Raw genomic sequence first — 18,105 nt, forward strand, 5'->3', positions numbered from 1 at the left:
CATTCCTCCGCTACGCTTTATTATTACACATTATGGACAACTCCTTTTTTTTAGAACCGAAACAAATAAAAAAGCCAATGAAAAATCATTGACTTTAACGCGCTGCTTTTTTCTTTTTTAAATACTTTAAACCGAAGTATAGAGCAACAAAGAGAACAGCTCCTATAATTATGTAATGTGTGTAATCAGATGCATACTCTTTAATGTGTCGCCAATTTCCACCAAGCTTTTCACCTAAGTATATAAATAGTATTGACCATGGAATAATCGCAACTACTGTATATAGTGTAAATAGTTTTAACGGCATTTTAGCTAATCCTGCTGGAATAGAGATTGCATGACGTACGACTGGGATAAAGCGTGCAGAAAAGATTACTCCTGCTCCGTAACGCTTAAACCAACCTTCTGCTATGTCTAAATGGTGTTTATTAATAAGTAGATATTTCCCATATTTCTCTACAACCGGACGCCCTCCGTAATATCCAAGCCAGTATAAAAAGATTTGGGCTAAAGTACCACCAATAGTTCCGGCGATAACTGCACCAACAAAACTAATTTTACCATCCGCTACTAAAAATCCAGCATACGAAAGTACAATTTCACTCGGGATAATTTCAATCATTAAAGCTAGCGCTACTCCAAAGTAACCTAAGCTTGCAAAAAATTGCAATAACTGATCTATTATGCTTGCTAACATTTTATTTTCTATCTCCTTTTTTCTTCACATACCATACCATCCCATTATTACATAAAGGTCGCATTCTGCCAATATCTTCATTTCAACAATATTATCGGCATAAGCATAATTAATCTATTAATGTTTCTTTTTGAGGTTCTTTCATGTAGGCAAACATTTCTTTAATTTGCTCTTCTGTATTTCTAGCAATCGATAAATTAGGCAATTCATTCTCACCAAAAAACTCCACATCTTCTGTTTCAATACTAGTTTTCTTTTCGCCACCAATAATCTTACAGCTAATAAAAATTTTATATACGTGTGTTGCTGAAGGCGATGGTTGATGTTTTTCTTTATCAAATATAGCGAGTAGATTAAAATCATCTACTTCATAACCCGTCTCCTCTAAAACTTCTTTTGCCGCTACTTCTGTTGGCGTATAACCGATATCGGCCCATCCACCTGGTAATGCCCATTTCCCATCACTTTTTTCTTTCACAAATAATAACTTTTCATTTTGAAAAACGACTGCTCTTATATCAACTTTAGGTGTTTGATAGCCTGTCTCACTTGCAAATAACTTCTCTACTATTTCCCAATCTGTCTTTGTGTAATGTGACATCATGGAAATGGAAATATCTCGTAATTGTTGGAAACGCTCTATATCATACACATCTTTAGAATACGTTAAACCCGCTTGGGCTATAGCTTGTATTTGTTTTACCCAATCAATCCATTTTACCGTCATGTTTCCACATCCCCCATACTCTTTTAAGTGAATAGTAAGTCAGTTTTGTTGATACATCTTTATTATACAAAAAAAGAGATTGATAATGTTCCAATCTCTTTCAAAATTAATCCAATTCATGTAAGTGGTCTTGTATATACTTTCTTCTTTTATTTATATATTCATCGATCATATCAGCTTCTTGATCAAATGTTTCTAATTTTTCTTTCATATATGGATCTTGTAGTAAATATGGACGAATCGATTCACACAAACTTTCAACTTTCGGCATCATAAATGAAACGGTAAATTGTTCTTCTAATATTTCTTCCAAAATACTTCGGTATTGCTTTCTAAATACAGGTATATCTAACAATCTTGCACTTAACGTGTTATAACCTTGAATACGAATATATTCATGATTAAGTGGTCTCCCTTGGACATCTCGCCCCCAAGTCGCATCATAATCCCACGGTATCACTTCAAATAAATTCGTTTCATCGTTATGATATAGTGCATAGTTATGAACGAAACCATCAAAGTTTTGTGTAAAAATAATGCCAGCTAACCATCGTAAATATTTATCAACATGCAAAAACTTCCCAATTTCTTTTTCATAAGATTCCCTCGACAAAGTATTCGCTTGGAATACAAATTCACTCAATTGTTCTTCACTATTTTTATTCGAATATTTAAATTCATAACCCGCAAATAGCTCGGTCTTAACATCTTTATCTCTCTCACTCATTAAAGAAAAATTCGCATCATCATCTATCGCATAATAAATAGAACCACTTGGTAATCCTCTATTTTTCAAAAAGTTTTCATCAACTGATTCTAACTGTAAATATACACCTTGAATTTGACCATTAATTTTTATAAACACATGTTGTGATTTTGGTGAAAGTACACCAATATCATGAAAAAAATCTAACGATAATTTATTTCGTATAAGAGACGGATCCATAAACTCAGAATTTAAATGAATCTCTTTCGCACCTTGAAATTTTTTCGGTTTATAAAACATAACATGATAAGACTTTTTCTCAAATTCACGAATATGAGCACCCCGGTATACGATATCAATATCATACTTCTTTTTTCCATAAGTTAATTTTGCTGGCACTGGACTATCTGACCAAATGTCTTTTTTCAATTCCACTAAGTACATTGGATGAATAAAAAAATCATATGAAGGCAGCATGTTTTCTCATCCCTTCTCAGTTCTCTTCATTCAATGTATGCGCCTTGTCTTGTCCATACATCCGCTATCAACTATTTATATAAAATTACACTCTTGTCCTGTTCAGAAAGACTTCATATCTCATATCATGTTAAGGAAAAAGAATACCTTTTCAACTTAATACATGATAAGGAGGATTTCTATGAAACGTGATATTAGAAAAGCGGTTGAAGAAATCAAAAGTGCTGGGATGGAGGATTTCTTACACCAAGATCCAAGTACTTTTGAGTGCGATGATGATAAATTCTCTCATCATCGATGTACAACAGGATGTAAATGTACAACTGGGGGTAAATGTACAACTGGGGGTAAATGTCCAAGAACAAGATGTACTCGCGTGAAACATTGTACGTTCGTTACAAAATGTACGCATGTAAAAAAATGGACATTCGTTACGAAATGTACTCGTGTACGCGTTCAAAAATGGACGTTCGTTACGAAAGTAACGCGTAGAAAAGAATGCGTTTTAGTTACAAAACGTACTCGCAGAAAGCATTGTACTTTCGTTACAAAATGCATACGCTTTGAAAAGAAATTTTTCTGGACAAAACGCAGTTTCTGTAAAAAATGCGAATTCTTCCCTCACGGACACGGTAGATCTTGCGATGATGATTGTGATCATGGTAAAGACTGTCACGATGACGGGCATAAGTGGAATGATTGCAAAGGCGGACATAAATTCCCATCTTGCAAAAACAAGAAATTCGATCACTTCTGGTATAAAAAACGTAATTGCTAGTTTTTATGCCTACAAAAAAAGGCCGTTTTGCGGCCTTTTTTACGTTTATTGAAAATGACTTATATCTGCAAATTGCTTCACTGCACCTTTTCCTTCTTCAAATTCTATTATACTAAGACTAGCACTATGCATAAATGGATCATCCCATACATTTTCTATTTCAATACCCGCAAAATGTCCTACAAGTAATTTTGCCGCTGCCGCATGGGAGACAATTAATATACTTTCTCCTTTATGCTTTTCTAAAAGGAACTGTATCCCCTCCATTACCCTATTTTGAACAGCCTCAAAATTTTCTCCTGATGTGGATTGAAAAAGATGTGGCTCATACCAAAATAACTGTATTTCGTCTGGGTATTGGCTTTCTATATCATCAATTGTCTGTCCTTCCCATTCACCCATGTTAATTTCATAGAAATGCTCATCCGCGATTATCGGTATATCACGATCGCCCTTTATTAACTCTGCAGTATGTAGGGTTCTTTCACTTGGACTACTATAGATCGCATGGATAGATAAATCTTTCATTCGGTCTCCTAATTGCTTTGCTTGTAACATACCATTTTCAGTTAAAGCAGAATTTTTCCGCCCTTGCATTCGTTTCGCTACATTCCATTCCGTCTCACCGTGCCTTGTTACATATACAGTTGTTTTCATTTCACATTCCCCCTTACCATGTTGGCCGCAATTCCCACGGTTCTACTCGTCCTACAATCCATTCATCACATTTACTCTCAATTCCTTTTATTACCCCATCCGATATTTCTTCATAGGTAAGCCATCTCCCGTATGTATCTTCTAATATAAAACCTAATATTATTCTATGGTAGCTACATCGCGTACCACCTATTTTTTGTGCGGGTATACGCGACGCTTTACTACCTAAAATATGAAAAACGTTGTATGTTTCAGACGACAAGTCTAATTCTTTACAAATGAGTGATAACGCATCCTTTGCGCTTGCGTGTATCCATGCGACAACTAATGTTATTGGGCCATTCCTCTCAATTGTACGTTTAATAGCTAACTTTACATCTTCATCATTATGATAATCTAACGGAAGGCATGTGATACTTTCTGGTGTAGCACTCTCTCGCTTAACATTTTCTAATTTCCCTTCATCTCTTCCAATAATGGAAACATGAAACCCTTGCTCACAAAGCCACATAGAAACTCTCTTTAGCATTCCTGTTCCACCAATTACTAGCACATGCAACTTCTTCTCCCCTTAGTAAAATGTCATATGAGGTTTATCTTCCCTATAATAATTAAGTCGGTCTTGCAATGTCCCTGAATGAAATTCAAACTTATGGCCGTCTGGATCAACAAAATATATAGACTCACAATCCCTTACATCTCGTTCTCTTCCTTGTAAAATATGAACATCGTTTTCTTCTAATCTCTGCAGTAGACGTTCAAAGTCTTTCTGTTCAACTGAAAACGCAATATGCGTATAAGATTGATGAATCTCATTTCTCGGAATATGTGTTTCTTCATTAAGTGCTACCCATACCCCACATATATTAAAATATGCAAGTTTTCTCCCTTTAACTAATAATTCTCCTTCTAGTACTTTTTCGTAAAATGTAATAGATTTTTCTAAATTAGACACTGAAAAACAAAGATGATTGATTCCCTTTACCAACTCTAATTCCTCCTATACAAATAAAAGATAAGTGAAAATTCACTTATCTTTTATTATACTATTTCTTTGTAACATATGCCCATTTATAACTGAAGTCCCCACCAAACGTATGATTCGCAATACCTTTTACGTATGGTTTCTCTAAGTAAGCCGTACTTTGTTGGTACGTAGGAGAAATGGCAGCATCTTGACCAATTAAGATTTTTTCAGCTTCTGCAAGTGCATTCCAGCGTGCTTTATCATCTTTTAATAGCTCTCCTTTTGATTTCGCTACTAAATCATCATACTTCGGGTTAGAATAATCCATTTCATTAAATGAACTTCCAGTAACAAACATATCAATATAAGTCATTGGATCTGGATAGTCCGGACTCCATGCTGATAATGAGAATTCATATTCAAATTTCTTTTCTAACTCTAGCTTCTGCTTATATGGTTGTTGTTTCAAATTCACTTTAATACCAGGTAAATTCTTCTCTAACTCTTCTTTAATAAAGTCGCCCACTTTTTTACGGCTACCGTTATCATCATTTAGAAATTCTACTGTAATTGTATCTTGGCCAAGTTCTTTCTTCGCCTCTTCCCATAATTTTTTTGCTTTTTCTGCATTGTCTTTACTATCACGGAAATTTTTATTTACAGAACGGAAATCTTTCCCATCTGGTCCTGTCGTAAATTTTTCAGGTACTAAGAAATATGCTGGTAATGATCCGTCATTTAAAATAACATTTGCAATTCCTTTTTTATCATATGCCAGATCAATCGCTTCACGAACTTTTTGGTTTTTGAACGTTGCATTTTTTTGGTTAAAGCGCAAGAAATACATACGTGGATCTAACTTCGTTTTAAATTCATCTGGCTTATTCTTTTTATATTTATCAACAAATTCAGAACTTAAAATAACACGGTCCGCTTGATCACTATCATATAAATTTACTCCCGTGCTCGTTTCCTTCACAATATTTACATTAATTTCTTCTAACTTCACAGTATCTTTATCCCAATAATTAGGGTTTTTCTTTAACTGATAACTTCTTTCATGTTTCCATTCACTCATCGTAAATGGTCCATTGTATAATAGTTTATCTGCTTCTAATGCATATTTATCCCCTTGTTCTTTCACATATTTTTCATTTAAAGGGAAAAATGTAGGGAATGAAGTAAGCTCAAGGAAATATGGTGCTGGCTGTTCTAATTCTACTACTAACGTTTTATCATCCTTCGCTTTCACTCCTAATTGATCTAGCGGTAATTCTCCTTTATTTACTTTCTGTGCATTTTTCACATCAAATAAAATAAATGCATACTCTGCAGCCGTTGCTTTATCTAATGCGCGTTGCCATGCATAAACAAAGTCTTGCGCTCGAACTGGATCACCATTAGACCACTTTGCGTCTCGTAATTCAAATGTATATGTCTTTTTATCCTCACTAACCTTCACATCTTTTGCCATACCTGGAGTTGGTTTATTATCCTTATCTAAACGATATAACCCTTCCATTGCATTTACAAAAGCACGGAATGATACAGAGTCTGTTGATTTTGACGTATCCATTGAAGGAATTTCTGCTGTTTCTAGTAAGTTTAATACTTGCTTCTCTGCTGCTCCCTTACCTGCTTCTTTCTTCGTTGTAGATGCCTTCTCCCCATTTCCGCAACCTGCAACTAATACACTAGTCGATAATGCAACTGCAGCAATCATTGTTACTTTTCTTTTCATTCTTCCTTCCCCCAATCTATATGTATAAATGAAAGCCAGTATAATATATATTATTATACAAAAGATTCAGATTATTTCAAATATTATTTTTGTACAGTAAAAAAAGAAGCTGATAGAACACTCTTCTATCCACTTCTTTTTCTATTTCTTTTACTTGTAATCCATCCTCTATATCAAATGGGTTTTGAACTTTAAATATTTCGTCCATTATCTTCAAAAATTCTTCCTCATTTTTAGATTCGCCGTTAATCGTAAGTGAGTACGGCTCAATCTCACCCAATTTATAATCAACAACAAATTGGATTTTCACCTTCTTCCTTGGCATATCAGGACTAACCCCTTGGAATTCTACTAATTCTAATCCTTCCGTTCCACGATAATATATCCAACCTGGATTTCTAAAGTAACTTTCAAACGATTCACCAATGGAAAAGAACGGATATTCATAAAGCGAGCTTGTACGAACTTTTTGAATAATATCTCGATCTGTCGGGAAAAAGAAATGGCTGAAAAAGATACTAGCAACCGCTAAAATCGTAACGATTGTCGCTCCTACATTACTCGTTCCACCACTATCACGAATGAGATAGTTTTCAACCGATGCATCTTGAATTCCCCGTGCTTTTATTCGATATATACGTCTTTCTGCAAATTGATAATATAATCCATTTGCAAAAATCCCCATCCCAAACAGAATAAAAATGAGTAACAGAAACGTAAGAGGCACCATATTAATGATTGGTAATGCTACGTTGAAGCCCATATAATAAGAAAACGCATCACATGCTACTAATAACAGTAAAAATAATGCTGCAGGTACATAATACTTACGATATCCAAGCCAACCCACATTGAAAATAGCAGCCCAACCATTCCAGCTCCACCTAGCAATCCGCTTATCCTCAAGTTCCCATTTCCTTTTGTAATACCGATATTGTCTACCTACATATACTTCTAATTCCTTGTCTATTAGCGAGCATCCTTCACCTTGTTCAGTATGCAAAGTCCGCTGGCAACTTTCACAATTCAACCGATCTCCCTCGCAAATTTGCCCACAATTTATACATTTCAAAACAATCCCTCTTCCCATCCATACGTCATTTCAAAATACCTTCGTGATTTAATAACCACTCTTTCCTCCATAAACCGCCCGCATACCCAACAAGCTTCCCGCTCTTTCCTATTACACGATGACACGGAACGATAATTGAAATTGGATTACGACTATTTGCTCCTCCTATCGCTCGTACAGCTTTCGTATTTCCGACCTTCTCTGCAATATCTAAATATGAAGCACTTACGCCATAAGGGATAGTATAGAGCACATCCCATACATTTTTTTGAAATGCTGTTCCCTCAGCAGACAGTGGGACCGTAAACTCTCTTCTTTTCCCCTTAAAATATTCATCTAGCTCATTTATACATTGATCTATCATTTCATTTTTATGTTCTTCTTGTCTCTCATCAACAAATATAACAGACGTAATTCCTTTATCGTTCGCTGTAATTTCCAGCAAGCCTAATTCACTTTCATAATAAGCCTGGTACATATGTCATCCTCCAATTCAATTCATATTAATTATTGTAACACGAATAGAAAAAATTTTTCGTATAAGCGTTTTATTAGGGAAACAAAAACAAGAATGATAAAATGTAAGAAAATTAAATCTAGGAGGCTATTGGATGAATTCTGAACTTTTTTCACCTTATACAATTAAGGACGTTACATTAAAAAACCGTATCGTTATGTCACCTATGTGCATGTATTCATCAGAAAACGAGGATGGCCAAGTAACTAATTTCCATCACGTTCATTACGGAACAAGAGCTGCTGGTCAAGTTGGTTTAGTTATGATCGAAGCAACAGCCGTGTTACCTGAAGGAAGAATTTCTAATAAAGACCTAGGTATATGGGATGATAGCCTAATTGAAGGCTTACATAAAACGACAACTTTTATACATGATAACGGCGCAAAAGCCGCCATTCAACTTGCTCACGCCGGAAGAAAAGCTGAATTAAAAACGGATGCTCTCGCTCCATCCGCAATTCCGTTTAATGAAACTATGAAAATCCCAGTAGAAATGAGTATACAGCAAATAAAAAAGACCATATTAGCTTTTCAAGAGGCTGCAATGCGATCCAAACAAGCTGGATTTGACGTTATTGAAATACACGGCGCTCACGGTTATCTTATTAATGAATTTCTTTCTCCACTTTCTAATAAACGGACTGATGAATATGGAGGTTCACCTGAAAATCGCTATCGTTTCTTACGTGAAATCATTGACTCAATAAATGAAGTTTGGAACGGACCGTTATTTGTTCGTATTTCAGCAAACGATTATCATCCTGACGGTTTAACGGTTCAAGATTACGTTCCATATACAAACTGGATGAAAGAACAAGGAGTAGATTTAATTGATTGTAGTTCTGGAGCTGTTGTTCCGGCACACATCGATGTATATCCCGGGTATCAAGTGCAATATGCTAAACATATTAAAGAACATGCTAACATTGCAACTGGGGCTGTTGGTTTGATTACGACTGGAGTACAGGCAGAACAAATTTTAAATAATAACGAAGCAGATTTAATTTTTATCGGACGTGAGTTACTTCGCAATCCTTACTTTCCAAGAATAGCCGCCAATGAACTTAGCTTTGAGTTAGAAGAACCGTATCAATACAAACGAGCACCGGGGAAAATCATTACAAATAAATAAAACCGAGAAGTCATTCTTCTCGGTTTTATTTATTCTATCGTTGTAATTTCATTTGAATTATAAATATGGATACCCGATTCTTCTCGCAATGCAGTTATATACATTCCTTTCGCCACATCTTTAGCTGAAATAGGTTTATACTTTTTGAAAGCCCCTTTAAATATAAAAGGAATGATACGAGATAACTTTTCAGCCATTCGTTCACCGAAACGAAATTCTTGTCGATTTCCTACTAATAAAGATGGCCTAAAAATGTGAATACCACCAATGACTAACTTTTGTAATTCCTCTTCCATTCTCCCTTTAACTTGCGAATAAAAGAAAAACGATTTAGGTTTTGCTCCCATTGAAGACACAACAAGGAAATTTTGTACCCCTTGTTTTTCAGCTAAACAAGCAGCTCGTAACGTATATTCATAATCTACCTTTTTGAAATTTGCCTTTGTTTTTGCTTTTTTGATTGTTGTTCCTAGACAACTAAATACGTCATCTACAGCAAAAAACTCTTTATATTCCTCTAACATCGAAAAATCTATTTGCTTTTGCTGTAACTTTTCATGTTGCCATTGCATTGGTTCCCTTACAAAAATAGTAACCGAATCGTAGTAATCTGATTCAAGTAATAGACGCGTTATCTCTTGTCCAACTAAACCACTTGCACCAAGTACTAACGCTGTTCGCTTATTCATATATGCATATACCTCTTATTTTACTTTTCTCTCCTTCAGTAAAATACAACTTTTAGGAGTTTCCTGCTCTCATTTTACCACAAGTAAAGCACTATGCGTACGCATAGTGCTTTACTCACTCTTTTTTCTCATCTTTCTCTCGCAATTTTGTTACTGTTGATGCATCTCCTAAATTACTTATTAATCTTCTTAAAAAAATTAAGACTAATGCTAATGGTAATACTACCGCTAATATCAATAAAATAGCTTCCATTAAGTAACCCAAACACTCATCCCCCTCTACACCCTCCTTTCAAATATATGAACGTAGCGTTGTCACATATGCATGCATTCCTAAAAATAATACATCCAAATTTGACAACTTTATAACAAAAACAAATCGGAATGATTATTATTTATTGCAACTTTATAAAAGATGTATTATACTAAGTTCGCAAACTAAAACGTAATTATTCCGTTTTGCATTAAAATGATATTTTTCTTCTATAATTGGGGAAAATATATCCGTAAAAAAAGAAAAGAGGAGAACTTCATGCCTAAAAGATTGACTATATTTTCATTCTTACTTATTTTCACTTTAATTTTTACTGGCTGCTCAAATAAAAAAGAAGGTAATGCCAAGAAAGACGGAAAGCTAACTGTTTATACTACTATTTTTCCTCTTGCAGATTTTGCAAAAAAAATTGGTGGCGACTATGTAACTGTTGAAGCGATTTACCCACCTGGTGCAGATTCACATACATTTGAACCAAGTCAAAAACAAACAGTACAAGTTGCAAAAGCAGATTTATTCGTTTATAACGGTGCTGAATTAGAACCATTTGCTGAAAAAATGGAAAAAGCATTACAAAAAGAAAATGTTAAAATTGTAAATGCATCAAAAGGTATTGAACTGCGTACTTCTACTGAAGAAGAGCATCATGATCACGGAGACGGTCATAAAGAGGATGAACATCATCACGATAAAGACCCACACATTTGGTTAGATCCTACTTTAGCAATGAAACAGGCAGAAAAAATTAAAAATGCACTTGTAGAATTACAACCTGATCATAAACAAGAGTTCGAAAAAAACTTCGCAGCACTTCAAACAAAATTTACTGATTTAGACGATCAATTTAAAGCAGCAGTTGCGAATGCAAAAACGAAAGATATTTTAGTTTCTCACGCAGCTTATGGATACTGGGAACAACGCTATGGCCTGAAACAAATTGCTATCGCTGGTATTTCAGCTTCTGATGAACCATCTCAAAAACAGCTTGCTGACATTACAAAAACAGTAAAAGAACATAATCTACAATATATTTTATTTGAAACATTCTCTACACCAAAGGTAGCGTCCGTAATTCAAAAAGAGACGGGTACAAAAATTTTACGCTTAAATCACTTAGCTACTATTTCTGAAGACGATGCGAAAAATAATAAAGATTACTTCACTTTAATGGAAGAAAACGTAAATACATTAAAAGAAGCTACTAACTAATCAAATTTTTAAAAGAAGCTGAATATGTCATTCAGCTTCTTTTTTATTTGTTCTTACTTGACTTGACCAAAATAACAAGTAAAATTATCCATATTAGCTTTTAAGCTATATTAATTTAGAAGGTGAGTTGGAATTATGACTCTTCACATTTGTGAAGTTACAGCAAAAAATTGGCGTTCGGTAGCTGCTTTAAACGTCGCAAAAGACCAGCAGCAATTTATTGAAAGCAATGCGTTTTCTCTAGCAGAAGCATTATATGAGGGAAACGGAACGTCAGTAGGTTTATATGATGGAGAAACACTAGTAGGATACGCAATGTATGGATGGTATTGGGAAAAACGTAAAAGTGTGTGGTTAGATCGCTTTATGATTGACGAGCAATATCAAGGAAAAGGATACGCAAAACGTTTCCTTCGCATACTCATTCAATTCTTACAAGATAAATTTGAATGTAAAATAATTTATTTAAGTTTACATCCAGACAACAAACTCGCAATGGGATTATACGAGTCATTTGGTTTCCGTTTAAATGGTGATATTGATGACGAAGGTCCAGTTGTAGGTGTTGTAATGGAGTTACTATTAGATGAACATACAAGCCTGTGAAAACGGGCTTTTTATTATCCTTCGTCTTTTGCAATCTAGCATTTTTCCATAGGGTACTTAGTTAATTCCAAAAAATAAGCCTGCAATATATGCAGACTTATTTCACACACTCCTCAAAATGTTCTTGGAACCATTCTTTATTAATATCTTTTCCGATAAACACGACTTCACTTACTCGTTCTTCGCCCTCTTGCCACTCTCTATCGTATGATGCAGCAAACAATGTATGCACACCTTGGAAAACGATACGTTTATCTACTCCATCAATCGATAAAATTCCTTTGTAGCGATATAAATATTCACCTAGTTCTTGAACGACAGCTGACATCCATTCATTTAGTTTTTGTAAATCTAACGGACGTTCTTCACGCAGTACAAACGATTTTACACCTTCTAGATGATTATGCTCTGTATGGGGATAAATTTGTAACGTATCTTTCGTTTTAAACGTCTGAATTTGTAGTAACGATTGAATATCCACATCACAGTTAGTCGCCTCGATTAACTTTGCAGTTGGGTTAATACCTTGCAGTTCCTGCAAGAGATTTTCCTTTTCACTTTCACCCACTAAATCTAATTTATTTACTAAAACGACATCAGCAAATGCAATTTGTTCCTTTGCTTCTAGTCCTTTTTCAAAATGTTTATGTATATGATAACTATCTACTACTGTTACAACGCCGTTAATTTGGTATGCAGATTGAATAACAGGATCTAGAAAGAATGTTTGAATAATCGGACCTGGATTTGCAAGACCAGTCGTTTCAATTACTAATCCATCAAAATCCATTTTCCCTTCTGCTTTTACGTCCAGTAATTGTTTTAAAGCGACGAGTAAATCTTCACGTACAGTACAACATAAACATCCATTCGTCATCTCCATAATCTCTTCTTCTACATTCATAATCAACTGATTATCAATACCAATTTGCCCTATTTCATTTACGATCACTGCTAATTTCTGACCGTGATTCTCTGATAAAATACGATTTAATAATGTCGTTTTTCCTGACCCTAGAAAACCCGTTAATATTGTTACTGGAATCATCCATTACATCTCCTTATAGCTATATGTTTCTACATTATAGCATATAGAGAAAATCGTTTTTGTAGCAAAACATATTTGTTGTATGTACGATACTGTAACTATATAATAATATGTAGCAAGAAAGCCTTTTCAAAAAATGATTCATTCATCAAGGAGGTACTTATAATGGAACGAGTTCAAATGGCCGAAACACTAGAATTTTCTCGTATTATTCAAGGTTTTTGGCGTTTAGCAGAATGGAATATGACAAAGCATGAGTTACTTTCTTTTACGGAAGCTTGTATGGATATGGGAATTACTACTTTCGATCATGCTGATATTTATGGCGGCTATACGTGTGAAGGATTATTTGGAGAAGCGTTACAACTCAAGCCTTCCTTACGCGAAGACATGCAAATTATCACAAAATGTGGAATCGCTCCCCCATCACCAAAATTTCCAGAGCGATATGTTGCGCACTACAATACTAGTGCTGAACATATAATAAAAAGCGCGGAAGACTCATTACAAAACTTACATACAGATTATATTGATGTACTGCTCATTCATCGCCCTGATCCATTTATGGATCCAAATGAAGTAGCAGAAGCGTTCTCACGCTTAAAGCAAGAAGGAAAAGTCCGTCACTTCGGTGTATCTAACTTTTTACCTTCACAGTTTAATATGTTAAGTTCTTATTTAGATTTCCCGCTCATTACAAATCAAATTGAAGTATCTGCGATGCAGCTTGAACATTTCGAAAAAGGGACAATTGATTTATGCCAAGAAAAGCGAATCAATCCTATGATTTGGTCGCCTCTTGCTGGCGGAGAAATCTTTACTGGTCAATCAGAACGTGCCATACGTGTACGTGAAACGTTACAAAAGGTTGCCACTGAACTAAATGTTACTAGCATCGATACAGTTATGTATGCATGGCTGCTTGCTCATCCAGCTAACATGATGCCAATCGTTGGATCTGGTAAACTAGATCGTGTTAAAACAGCCGCTCTTGCTACAAAAGTTAATTTAGATCGTCAACAATGGTTTACAATTTTCGAAAGCTCTAATGGACATCCTGTACCATAATACACAAAAAGAAGAGCTGTTTCTTTACAGCTCTTCTTTTTCATATGTATTTCTAGTCATGGCAAATACACACATATCCCTTAACCCATTTCCATCTACCGCTACACTCGCACTTTCCAATGTACCTTCTAACTTAAATCCTAATTTCTCAGGTATCGCTCTACTCTTCTTATTTAAAGAATCACATCGAATTTCTACGCGGTTTGCTTTCAGCTCAGAAAAAGCATAATCCGTTATACCCTTTGCAGCCTCTACCATATAACCCTTTCCACTAAACCTTGAATCAATCCAATACCCAATTTCAAATTGAGGTATATCCCAATTAATACGATGCAATCCAGCTGATGCAATAAATTCACCTGTTTCTTTCGAAAAAACTAGTAATCTTAAATCCTCACGCTGCAAAAATTGAATATGCGATTTTCTAATGCTCACTTCTACTTCTTCCTCTGTTTGCTCTTTTTGTGCAAAAACCATCCAAGGTTTTAATTCTTTCATAGAAGCTTGAATTGCATCGTATACAGCTTTACCGTCACCCGGTTTCGGCATTCGAATAAATAGCCTATCAGTATAAAATTCAGAAGGAAAATCGAATAATAACGGATTCACTTTCAACACTCCTTTTAATTCTTTTATATATAATAATATCCATCTCAAACCATACAGTAAAGAAATTTCTGAATTTTACACGTTTTAATCATTTACCTCTACCGCTACACGAACTCCAGATTCAATTGCACCTTGTATCCATCCGTGATATAACGTTGTATGATCACCTGCAAAGTATAATCTCCCCTCTGGTTTTATAATCGCTGGTTGTAGCTCAGATTCTTGCCCTGCCTGAAATAGCGCAAACCCTCCAAGTGCATATGGATCCAATGTCCAACTTTTTGATATGCCAGACATGAACTCATCATATACTTGACCGCCTAGTATTGTCGCTAAATTTTGTAGTGTGTAATAAATACGATCACCTTTTGATAACCCATCCCATAACAACGCATCATAAGACCATGTATAGCTTCCTAACATCATAGCAGGGCCTTTCTCTCCAATTCCGTGACTTGGATAATAAGCGTAACGAATTGGCAAATCCGTTATAATTCTGCCACCTAATTGTCCTTGCTTTTCCCAAAATCGACTTTTAAATTGAATTCCTATTTTCGTTGCTGGCATATAATGCAATTCACGAATTGCTTTCCATTTTTCATGAGATATAGAATCAAATGGATCTACTTCCACAAAGCGCATTGTCGAAAATGGAATTGTAATAATAACTAAATCCCCTGTAATACTACTATATTCAAAAGTTTCCTCGTTTCGATAAAAAGCTGTTACACCATTATCGTGTTGTTGTAGCTTCATTAGTTTTTGATTATATATAATATTTTCTTCTAATTGTGGTAAAAATGACTTTGGTAATCTATCATTCCCTCCTACTATTTCACAAAAGCCACTCTCCTCTTGCATAATATATAAAAAGCGTAACGTCTCAACAAATGACCTTTCCAAAAAACCTTCTAAATCTAATAAAACACCGATCATCTCGATTGTTACTGGTGAAAAGTAAGTATTATATTGATAAGGATGATACTTTAAAAATTGTCCTGTAGAGTATCTCCCAAAATCCTTTACTACTATATCCCAATTTTTCTCTGGGTTCTTTTTTATAAAATTTATAATAGGCTGCACTGCTAGTAATAATAGCTCCTCTGACGTTTTCCCGACTTCATTCATTTCCACAGGATACTTTAATATACTTGGATCTTTTTCATATTGTTTTAATGTCGTTTTTCGGCCATTTACATAAACGATATCTGTCTCATTTCTATTAATAAAAGGGCTTACCTGTAGCCCAAATTTTCTTATATATGCCATCGTTAATGTGTGCGAATACGGAATCCTCATTGCTCCAACATCCAAATATAATCCGGTATCTTCCATTCTAATCGTTTCTATACGACCACCTACCCGGTTGTTTGCTTCAAAAATCTTCACTTCATGTCCTGCAGTTTTTAACAAAGACGCCGAAACCAACCCAGCCATACCGGCTCCTACTACTATAATTTGCTTCGGACGAGTCGTCTTCTTTAACCCTTTATTTATAACTTTCAACACTTCATCCATCTCAGTGTTATACATTATATCTTTCTGCACAATTCCACCCCTTACTTCATAAAGTGAAACTATAATTAGCGGGAGATTCTTCCTCCACTGATTATTAGTTGAACCAATCGGGCATTTATGGGGAGTTTTACTCCCCGTTAATGCGGGATAAAATGGGAATTAGTGGTTTAGTGCATTTTATTCATAAATTCCTATAAACATAACAACATAGCAAGTGAAATATTCACTAAAAGTACATAAGAGTTAGCTTTCACACCTCATCACGCTTCGTATAATATAGCAACGGCAAAGAAGGAGTGGTTGAAAATGAAACAAACTTACGACTACAACGCTACAAAGAAGTATTTAGAAGGAAAGAAACACCAACTATGCAACAAACTTAGTAGTAAACAACTATCTAAAAAAGAGCGTGAACAACTAAAACTTGAGATTGATAACTACGAATATATATTAAATTTAGTCGAAATGAATCATTATGAACGAGGCTTTCCTCGTTAAAAGTGGATAAGTGGTTTATCCATTTTTTATTTTGAGCATTTTATTACGCATTTTTCGTAAGTAAATATATAATAGGATGTACATTAAGATTGCGAGGTATATTCTATGATCAAATTAAGTGTGTTAGACCAATCCCCTATTTCAGATGGTAGTACAGCAGCCCAAGCTTTTTCACATACAGTTACACTTGCACAAGAAGTTGAAAAATTAGGATTCACACGTTTTTGGGTATCTGAGCATCACAATTCTGTCAGCCTTGCTGGTTCAAGTCCTGAAATACTTATTTCACATATTGCAGCAAAAACAGATCGTATGAGAGTGGGTTCAGGTGGTGTTATGTTGCCACACTATAGCCCATATAAAGTGGCTGAGAATTTCCGTGTTTTAGAAGCGCTTTATCCAAATCGTATTGATCTTGGTGTCGGCAGAGCACCTGGTGGTATGCCAATTGCAACTCGCGCACTTCAAGAAGGCAAAATGGTCTCACTTGATCAATACCCAGAACAAATTGCAGATGTTGCAATGTACTTACATGATCAAGTACCAGAAAACCATCATTATGCAAATTTAAAGGCTACTCCTGTCATTCCAACATCTCCCGAGATGTGGATGCTTGGTTCTAGCGGAGAGAGTGCAATGATTGCCGCAAAACAAGGTGCTTCTTTTGCATTCGCACAGTTCATTAACGGATACGGTGGCCCTGAAGTAATGAATGCTTATCAAGAACAGTTCCAACCTTCTTATTTAGGAGATAAACCAAAATCAATCGTCTCTATTTTTGTTATTTGCGGAGAAACGAATGAAGAGGCGGAAAAAATTGCTTCTAGTTTAGATTTATCAATCTTATTACTAGAACAAGGAAAGCGTACAACTGGTACTCCTTCTATCGAAACTGCACAAAATTATTCATACAGCGCTTATGATTTATTCCGTATAAAAGAAAATCGTCAACGTATGATCGTCGGTGATCCATCTTCTGTGAAAGAACAAATCGTAAACTTAAGCAAAGCGTACAATACTGATGAATTTATGATTGTCACAATTACTCATCGATTTGAAGATAAATTGAATTCTTATCGCTTACTAGCAAATGCTTTTCATTTATAATGACAAAA

General features: G+C 35.1%; 21 protein-coding genes. 7 read left to right on the top strand and 14 right to left on the bottom strand.

What is annotated here, in order from left to right; translation table 11 throughout:
• Positions 1 to 94: 94 nt before the first annotated feature.
• From QEP67_RS17840 to cotH, 3 genes are all read right to left on the bottom strand, one after another.
• Positions 95 to 697 (bottom strand): DedA family protein, encoded by a 603-nt coding sequence (locus QEP67_RS17840; RefSeq protein WP_000881203.1) that lies wholly within the window; start codon positions 695 to 697, stop codon positions 95 to 97.
• 109 nt (positions 698 to 806) lie between these two features.
• Positions 807 to 1,424, bottom strand: a complete 618-nt coding sequence (locus QEP67_RS17845; RefSeq protein WP_000216908.1) for an NUDIX hydrolase — start codon at positions 1,422 to 1,424, stop codon at positions 807 to 809.
• Positions 1,425 to 1,530: 106 nt separating this feature from the next.
• Entirely contained in the window at positions 1,531 to 2,607 is a 1,077-nt protein-coding gene (gene cotH / locus QEP67_RS17850; protein WP_000937988.1) for a spore coat protein CotH, read from the bottom strand.
• Positions 2,608 to 2,788: 181 nt separating this feature from the next.
• Here cotH and exsB point away from each other — a divergent pair, with 181 nt between their 5' ends.
• Positions 2,789 to 3,385, top strand: a complete 597-nt coding sequence (gene exsB, locus QEP67_RS17855) for an exosporium protein ExsB (RefSeq protein WP_064459799.1) — start codon at positions 2,789 to 2,791, stop codon at positions 3,383 to 3,385.
• A 45-nt stretch (positions 3,386 to 3,430) separates the two neighbouring features.
• Here exsB and QEP67_RS17860 read toward each other — a convergent pair whose 3' ends face one another.
• The 6 genes from QEP67_RS17860 to QEP67_RS17885 form a co-directional block, all read right to left on the bottom strand.
• On the bottom strand, positions 3,431 to 4,042 hold the full coding sequence (locus tag QEP67_RS17860) for a phosphoserine phosphatase 1 (RefSeq protein WP_000859187.1): 612 nt from the start codon (positions 4,040 to 4,042) through the stop codon (positions 3,431 to 3,433).
• 13 nt (positions 4,043 to 4,055) lie between these two features.
• On the bottom strand, positions 4,056 to 4,601 hold the full coding sequence (locus QEP67_RS17865) for a short-chain dehydrogenase (protein ID WP_000558346.1): 546 nt from the start codon (positions 4,599 to 4,601) through the stop codon (positions 4,056 to 4,058).
• Between the two features lie 12 nt (positions 4,602 to 4,613).
• Complete coding sequence (gene fosB, locus QEP67_RS17870) at positions 4,614 to 5,030, bottom strand: FosBx1 family fosfomycin resistance bacillithiol transferase (protein WP_000238418.1); 417 nt, start codon at positions 5,028 to 5,030, stop codon at positions 4,614 to 4,616.
• A gap of 58 nt (positions 5,031 to 5,088) precedes the next feature.
• Entirely contained in the window at positions 5,089 to 6,750 is a 1,662-nt protein-coding gene (locus QEP67_RS17875) for a peptide ABC transporter substrate-binding protein (RefSeq protein WP_000824537.1), read from the bottom strand.
• Between the two features lie 76 nt (positions 6,751 to 6,826).
• Positions 6,827 to 7,840 carry a DUF2628 domain-containing protein gene (locus QEP67_RS17880; protein ID WP_081113510.1) on the bottom strand — a complete coding sequence of 338 codons (1,014 nt, stop codon included), beginning with the start codon at positions 7,838 to 7,840 and terminating at the stop codon, positions 6,827 to 6,829.
• Between the two features lie 7 nt (positions 7,841 to 7,847).
• Positions 7,848 to 8,300 carry a methylated-DNA--[protein]-cysteine S-methyltransferase gene (locus QEP67_RS17885; protein ID WP_000283889.1) on the bottom strand — a complete coding sequence of 151 codons (453 nt, stop codon included), beginning with the start codon at positions 8,298 to 8,300 and terminating at the stop codon, positions 7,848 to 7,850.
• A gap of 133 nt (positions 8,301 to 8,433) precedes the next feature.
• On the opposite strand from QEP67_RS17885, the gene namA reads away from it, so the two are divergent.
• A complete protein-coding gene (gene namA / locus QEP67_RS17890; protein WP_001083630.1) occupies positions 8,434 to 9,471 on the top strand; it encodes an NADPH dehydrogenase NamA in 1,038 nt (345 codons plus the stop codon).
• Between the two features lie 29 nt (positions 9,472 to 9,500).
• Here the strand turns inward: namA and QEP67_RS17895 are convergent, their stop codons facing one another.
• Together QEP67_RS17895 and QEP67_RS17900 are read right to left on the bottom strand one after the other, a co-directional pair.
• Positions 9,501 to 10,160 carry an oxidoreductase gene (locus QEP67_RS17895; protein WP_001042748.1) on the bottom strand — a complete coding sequence of 220 codons (660 nt, stop codon included), beginning with the start codon at positions 10,158 to 10,160 and terminating at the stop codon, positions 9,501 to 9,503.
• Between the two features lie 115 nt (positions 10,161 to 10,275).
• Complete coding sequence (locus QEP67_RS17900) at positions 10,276 to 10,425, bottom strand: hypothetical protein (RefSeq protein ID WP_000540925.1); 150 nt, start codon at positions 10,423 to 10,425, stop codon at positions 10,276 to 10,278.
• Between the two features lie 267 nt (positions 10,426 to 10,692).
• Between QEP67_RS17900 and QEP67_RS17905 the strand changes: the two genes are divergently transcribed.
• Both QEP67_RS17905 and QEP67_RS17910 read left to right on the top strand, forming a co-directional pair.
• Positions 10,693 to 11,643 carry a metal ABC transporter substrate-binding protein gene (locus QEP67_RS17905; RefSeq protein WP_001126160.1) on the top strand — a complete coding sequence of 317 codons (951 nt, stop codon included), beginning with the start codon at positions 10,693 to 10,695 and terminating at the stop codon, positions 11,641 to 11,643.
• A 135-nt stretch (positions 11,644 to 11,778) separates the two neighbouring features.
• Positions 11,779 to 12,249 (top strand): GNAT family N-acetyltransferase, encoded by a 471-nt coding sequence (locus QEP67_RS17910; protein ID WP_000172415.1) that lies wholly within the window; start codon positions 11,779 to 11,781, stop codon positions 12,247 to 12,249.
• 97 nt (positions 12,250 to 12,346) lie between these two features.
• Here the strand turns inward: QEP67_RS17910 and QEP67_RS17915 are convergent, their stop codons facing one another.
• Entirely contained in the window at positions 12,347 to 13,297 is a 951-nt protein-coding gene (locus QEP67_RS17915; RefSeq protein ID WP_000613442.1) for a GTP-binding protein, read from the bottom strand.
• A 165-nt stretch (positions 13,298 to 13,462) separates the two neighbouring features.
• Between QEP67_RS17915 and QEP67_RS17920 the strand changes: the two genes are divergently transcribed.
• Positions 13,463 to 14,365, top strand: coding sequence for an aldo/keto reductase (locus QEP67_RS17920; protein WP_000442780.1), 903 nt, complete (start codon positions 13,463 to 13,465; stop codon positions 14,363 to 14,365).
• Between the two features lie 24 nt (positions 14,366 to 14,389).
• On the opposite strand, the gene QEP67_RS17925 is transcribed toward QEP67_RS17920, so the two are convergent.
• Both QEP67_RS17925 and QEP67_RS17930 read right to left on the bottom strand, forming a co-directional pair.
• Positions 14,390 to 14,974 carry a GNAT family N-acetyltransferase gene (locus QEP67_RS17925; protein WP_001068733.1) on the bottom strand — a complete coding sequence of 195 codons (585 nt, stop codon included), beginning with the start codon at positions 14,972 to 14,974 and terminating at the stop codon, positions 14,390 to 14,392.
• Between the two features lie 84 nt (positions 14,975 to 15,058).
• A complete protein-coding gene (locus tag QEP67_RS17930) occupies positions 15,059 to 16,522 on the bottom strand; it encodes a flavin monoamine oxidase family protein (protein ID WP_001168150.1) in 1,464 nt (487 codons plus the stop codon).
• A gap of 276 nt (positions 16,523 to 16,798) precedes the next feature.
• On the opposite strand from QEP67_RS17930, the gene QEP67_RS17935 reads away from it, so the two are divergent.
• Positions 16,799 to 16,990: a DUF3896 family protein gene (locus QEP67_RS17935; RefSeq protein ID WP_000815501.1), complete on the top strand. Its 192-nt coding sequence runs from the start codon at positions 16,799 to 16,801 to the stop codon at positions 16,988 to 16,990.
• 105 nt (positions 16,991 to 17,095) lie between these two features.
• Entirely contained in the window at positions 17,096 to 18,097 is a 1,002-nt protein-coding gene (locus QEP67_RS17940) for an LLM class flavin-dependent oxidoreductase (RefSeq protein WP_000594048.1), read from the top strand.
• The last annotated feature ends 8 nt before the right edge of the window (positions 18,098 to 18,105 follow it).

The organism is Bacillus cereus group sp. MS39, from assembly GCF_040448665.1.
Lineage (GTDB): Bacteria > Bacillota > Bacilli > Bacillales > Bacillaceae_G > Bacillus_A > Bacillus_A wiedmannii.

Bases quoted from the DNA above. Each gene is read 5' to 3' on its own strand.
- QEP67_RS17840 (WP_000881203.1), bottom strand. From the start codon at position 697: ATGTTAGCAAGCATAATAGATCAGTTATTGCAATTTTTTGCAAGCTTA.
- QEP67_RS17845 (WP_000216908.1), bottom strand. From the start codon at position 1,424: ATGACGGTAAAATGGATTGATTGGGTAAAACAAATACAAGCTATAGCC.
- cotH (WP_000937988.1), bottom strand. From the start codon at position 2,607: ATGCTGCCTTCATATGATTTTTTTATTCATCCAATGTACTTAGTGGAA.
- exsB (WP_064459799.1), top strand. From the start codon at position 2,789: ATGAAACGTGATATTAGAAAAGCGGTTGAAGAAATCAAAAGTGCTGGG.
- QEP67_RS17860 (WP_000859187.1), bottom strand. From the start codon at position 4,042: ATGAAAACAACTGTATATGTAACAAGGCACGGTGAGACGGAATGGAAT.
- QEP67_RS17875 (WP_000824537.1), bottom strand. From the start codon at position 6,750: ATGAAAAGAAAAGTAACAATGATTGCTGCAGTTGCATTATCGACTAGT.
- QEP67_RS17880 (WP_081113510.1), bottom strand. From the start codon at position 7,840: ATGGGAAGAGGGATTGTTTTGAAATGTATAAATTGTGGGCAAATTTGC.
- QEP67_RS17885 (WP_000283889.1), bottom strand. From the start codon at position 8,300: ATGTACCAGGCTTATTATGAAAGTGAATTAGGCTTGCTGGAAATTACA.
- namA (WP_001083630.1), top strand. From the start codon at position 8,434: ATGAATTCTGAACTTTTTTCACCTTATACAATTAAGGACGTTACATTA.
- QEP67_RS17895 (WP_001042748.1), bottom strand. From the start codon at position 10,160: ATGAATAAGCGAACAGCGTTAGTACTTGGTGCAAGTGGTTTAGTTGGA.
- QEP67_RS17905 (WP_001126160.1), top strand. From the start codon at position 10,693: ATGCCTAAAAGATTGACTATATTTTCATTCTTACTTATTTTCACTTTA.
- QEP67_RS17910 (WP_000172415.1), top strand. From the start codon at position 11,779: ATGACTCTTCACATTTGTGAAGTTACAGCAAAAAATTGGCGTTCGGTA.
- QEP67_RS17915 (WP_000613442.1), bottom strand. From the start codon at position 13,297: ATGATTCCAGTAACAATATTAACGGGTTTTCTAGGGTCAGGAAAAACG.
- QEP67_RS17920 (WP_000442780.1), top strand. From the start codon at position 13,463: ATGGAACGAGTTCAAATGGCCGAAACACTAGAATTTTCTCGTATTATT.
- QEP67_RS17935 (WP_000815501.1), top strand. From the start codon at position 16,799: ATGAAACAAACTTACGACTACAACGCTACAAAGAAGTATTTAGAAGGA.
- QEP67_RS17940 (WP_000594048.1), top strand. From the start codon at position 17,096: ATGATCAAATTAAGTGTGTTAGACCAATCCCCTATTTCAGATGGTAGT.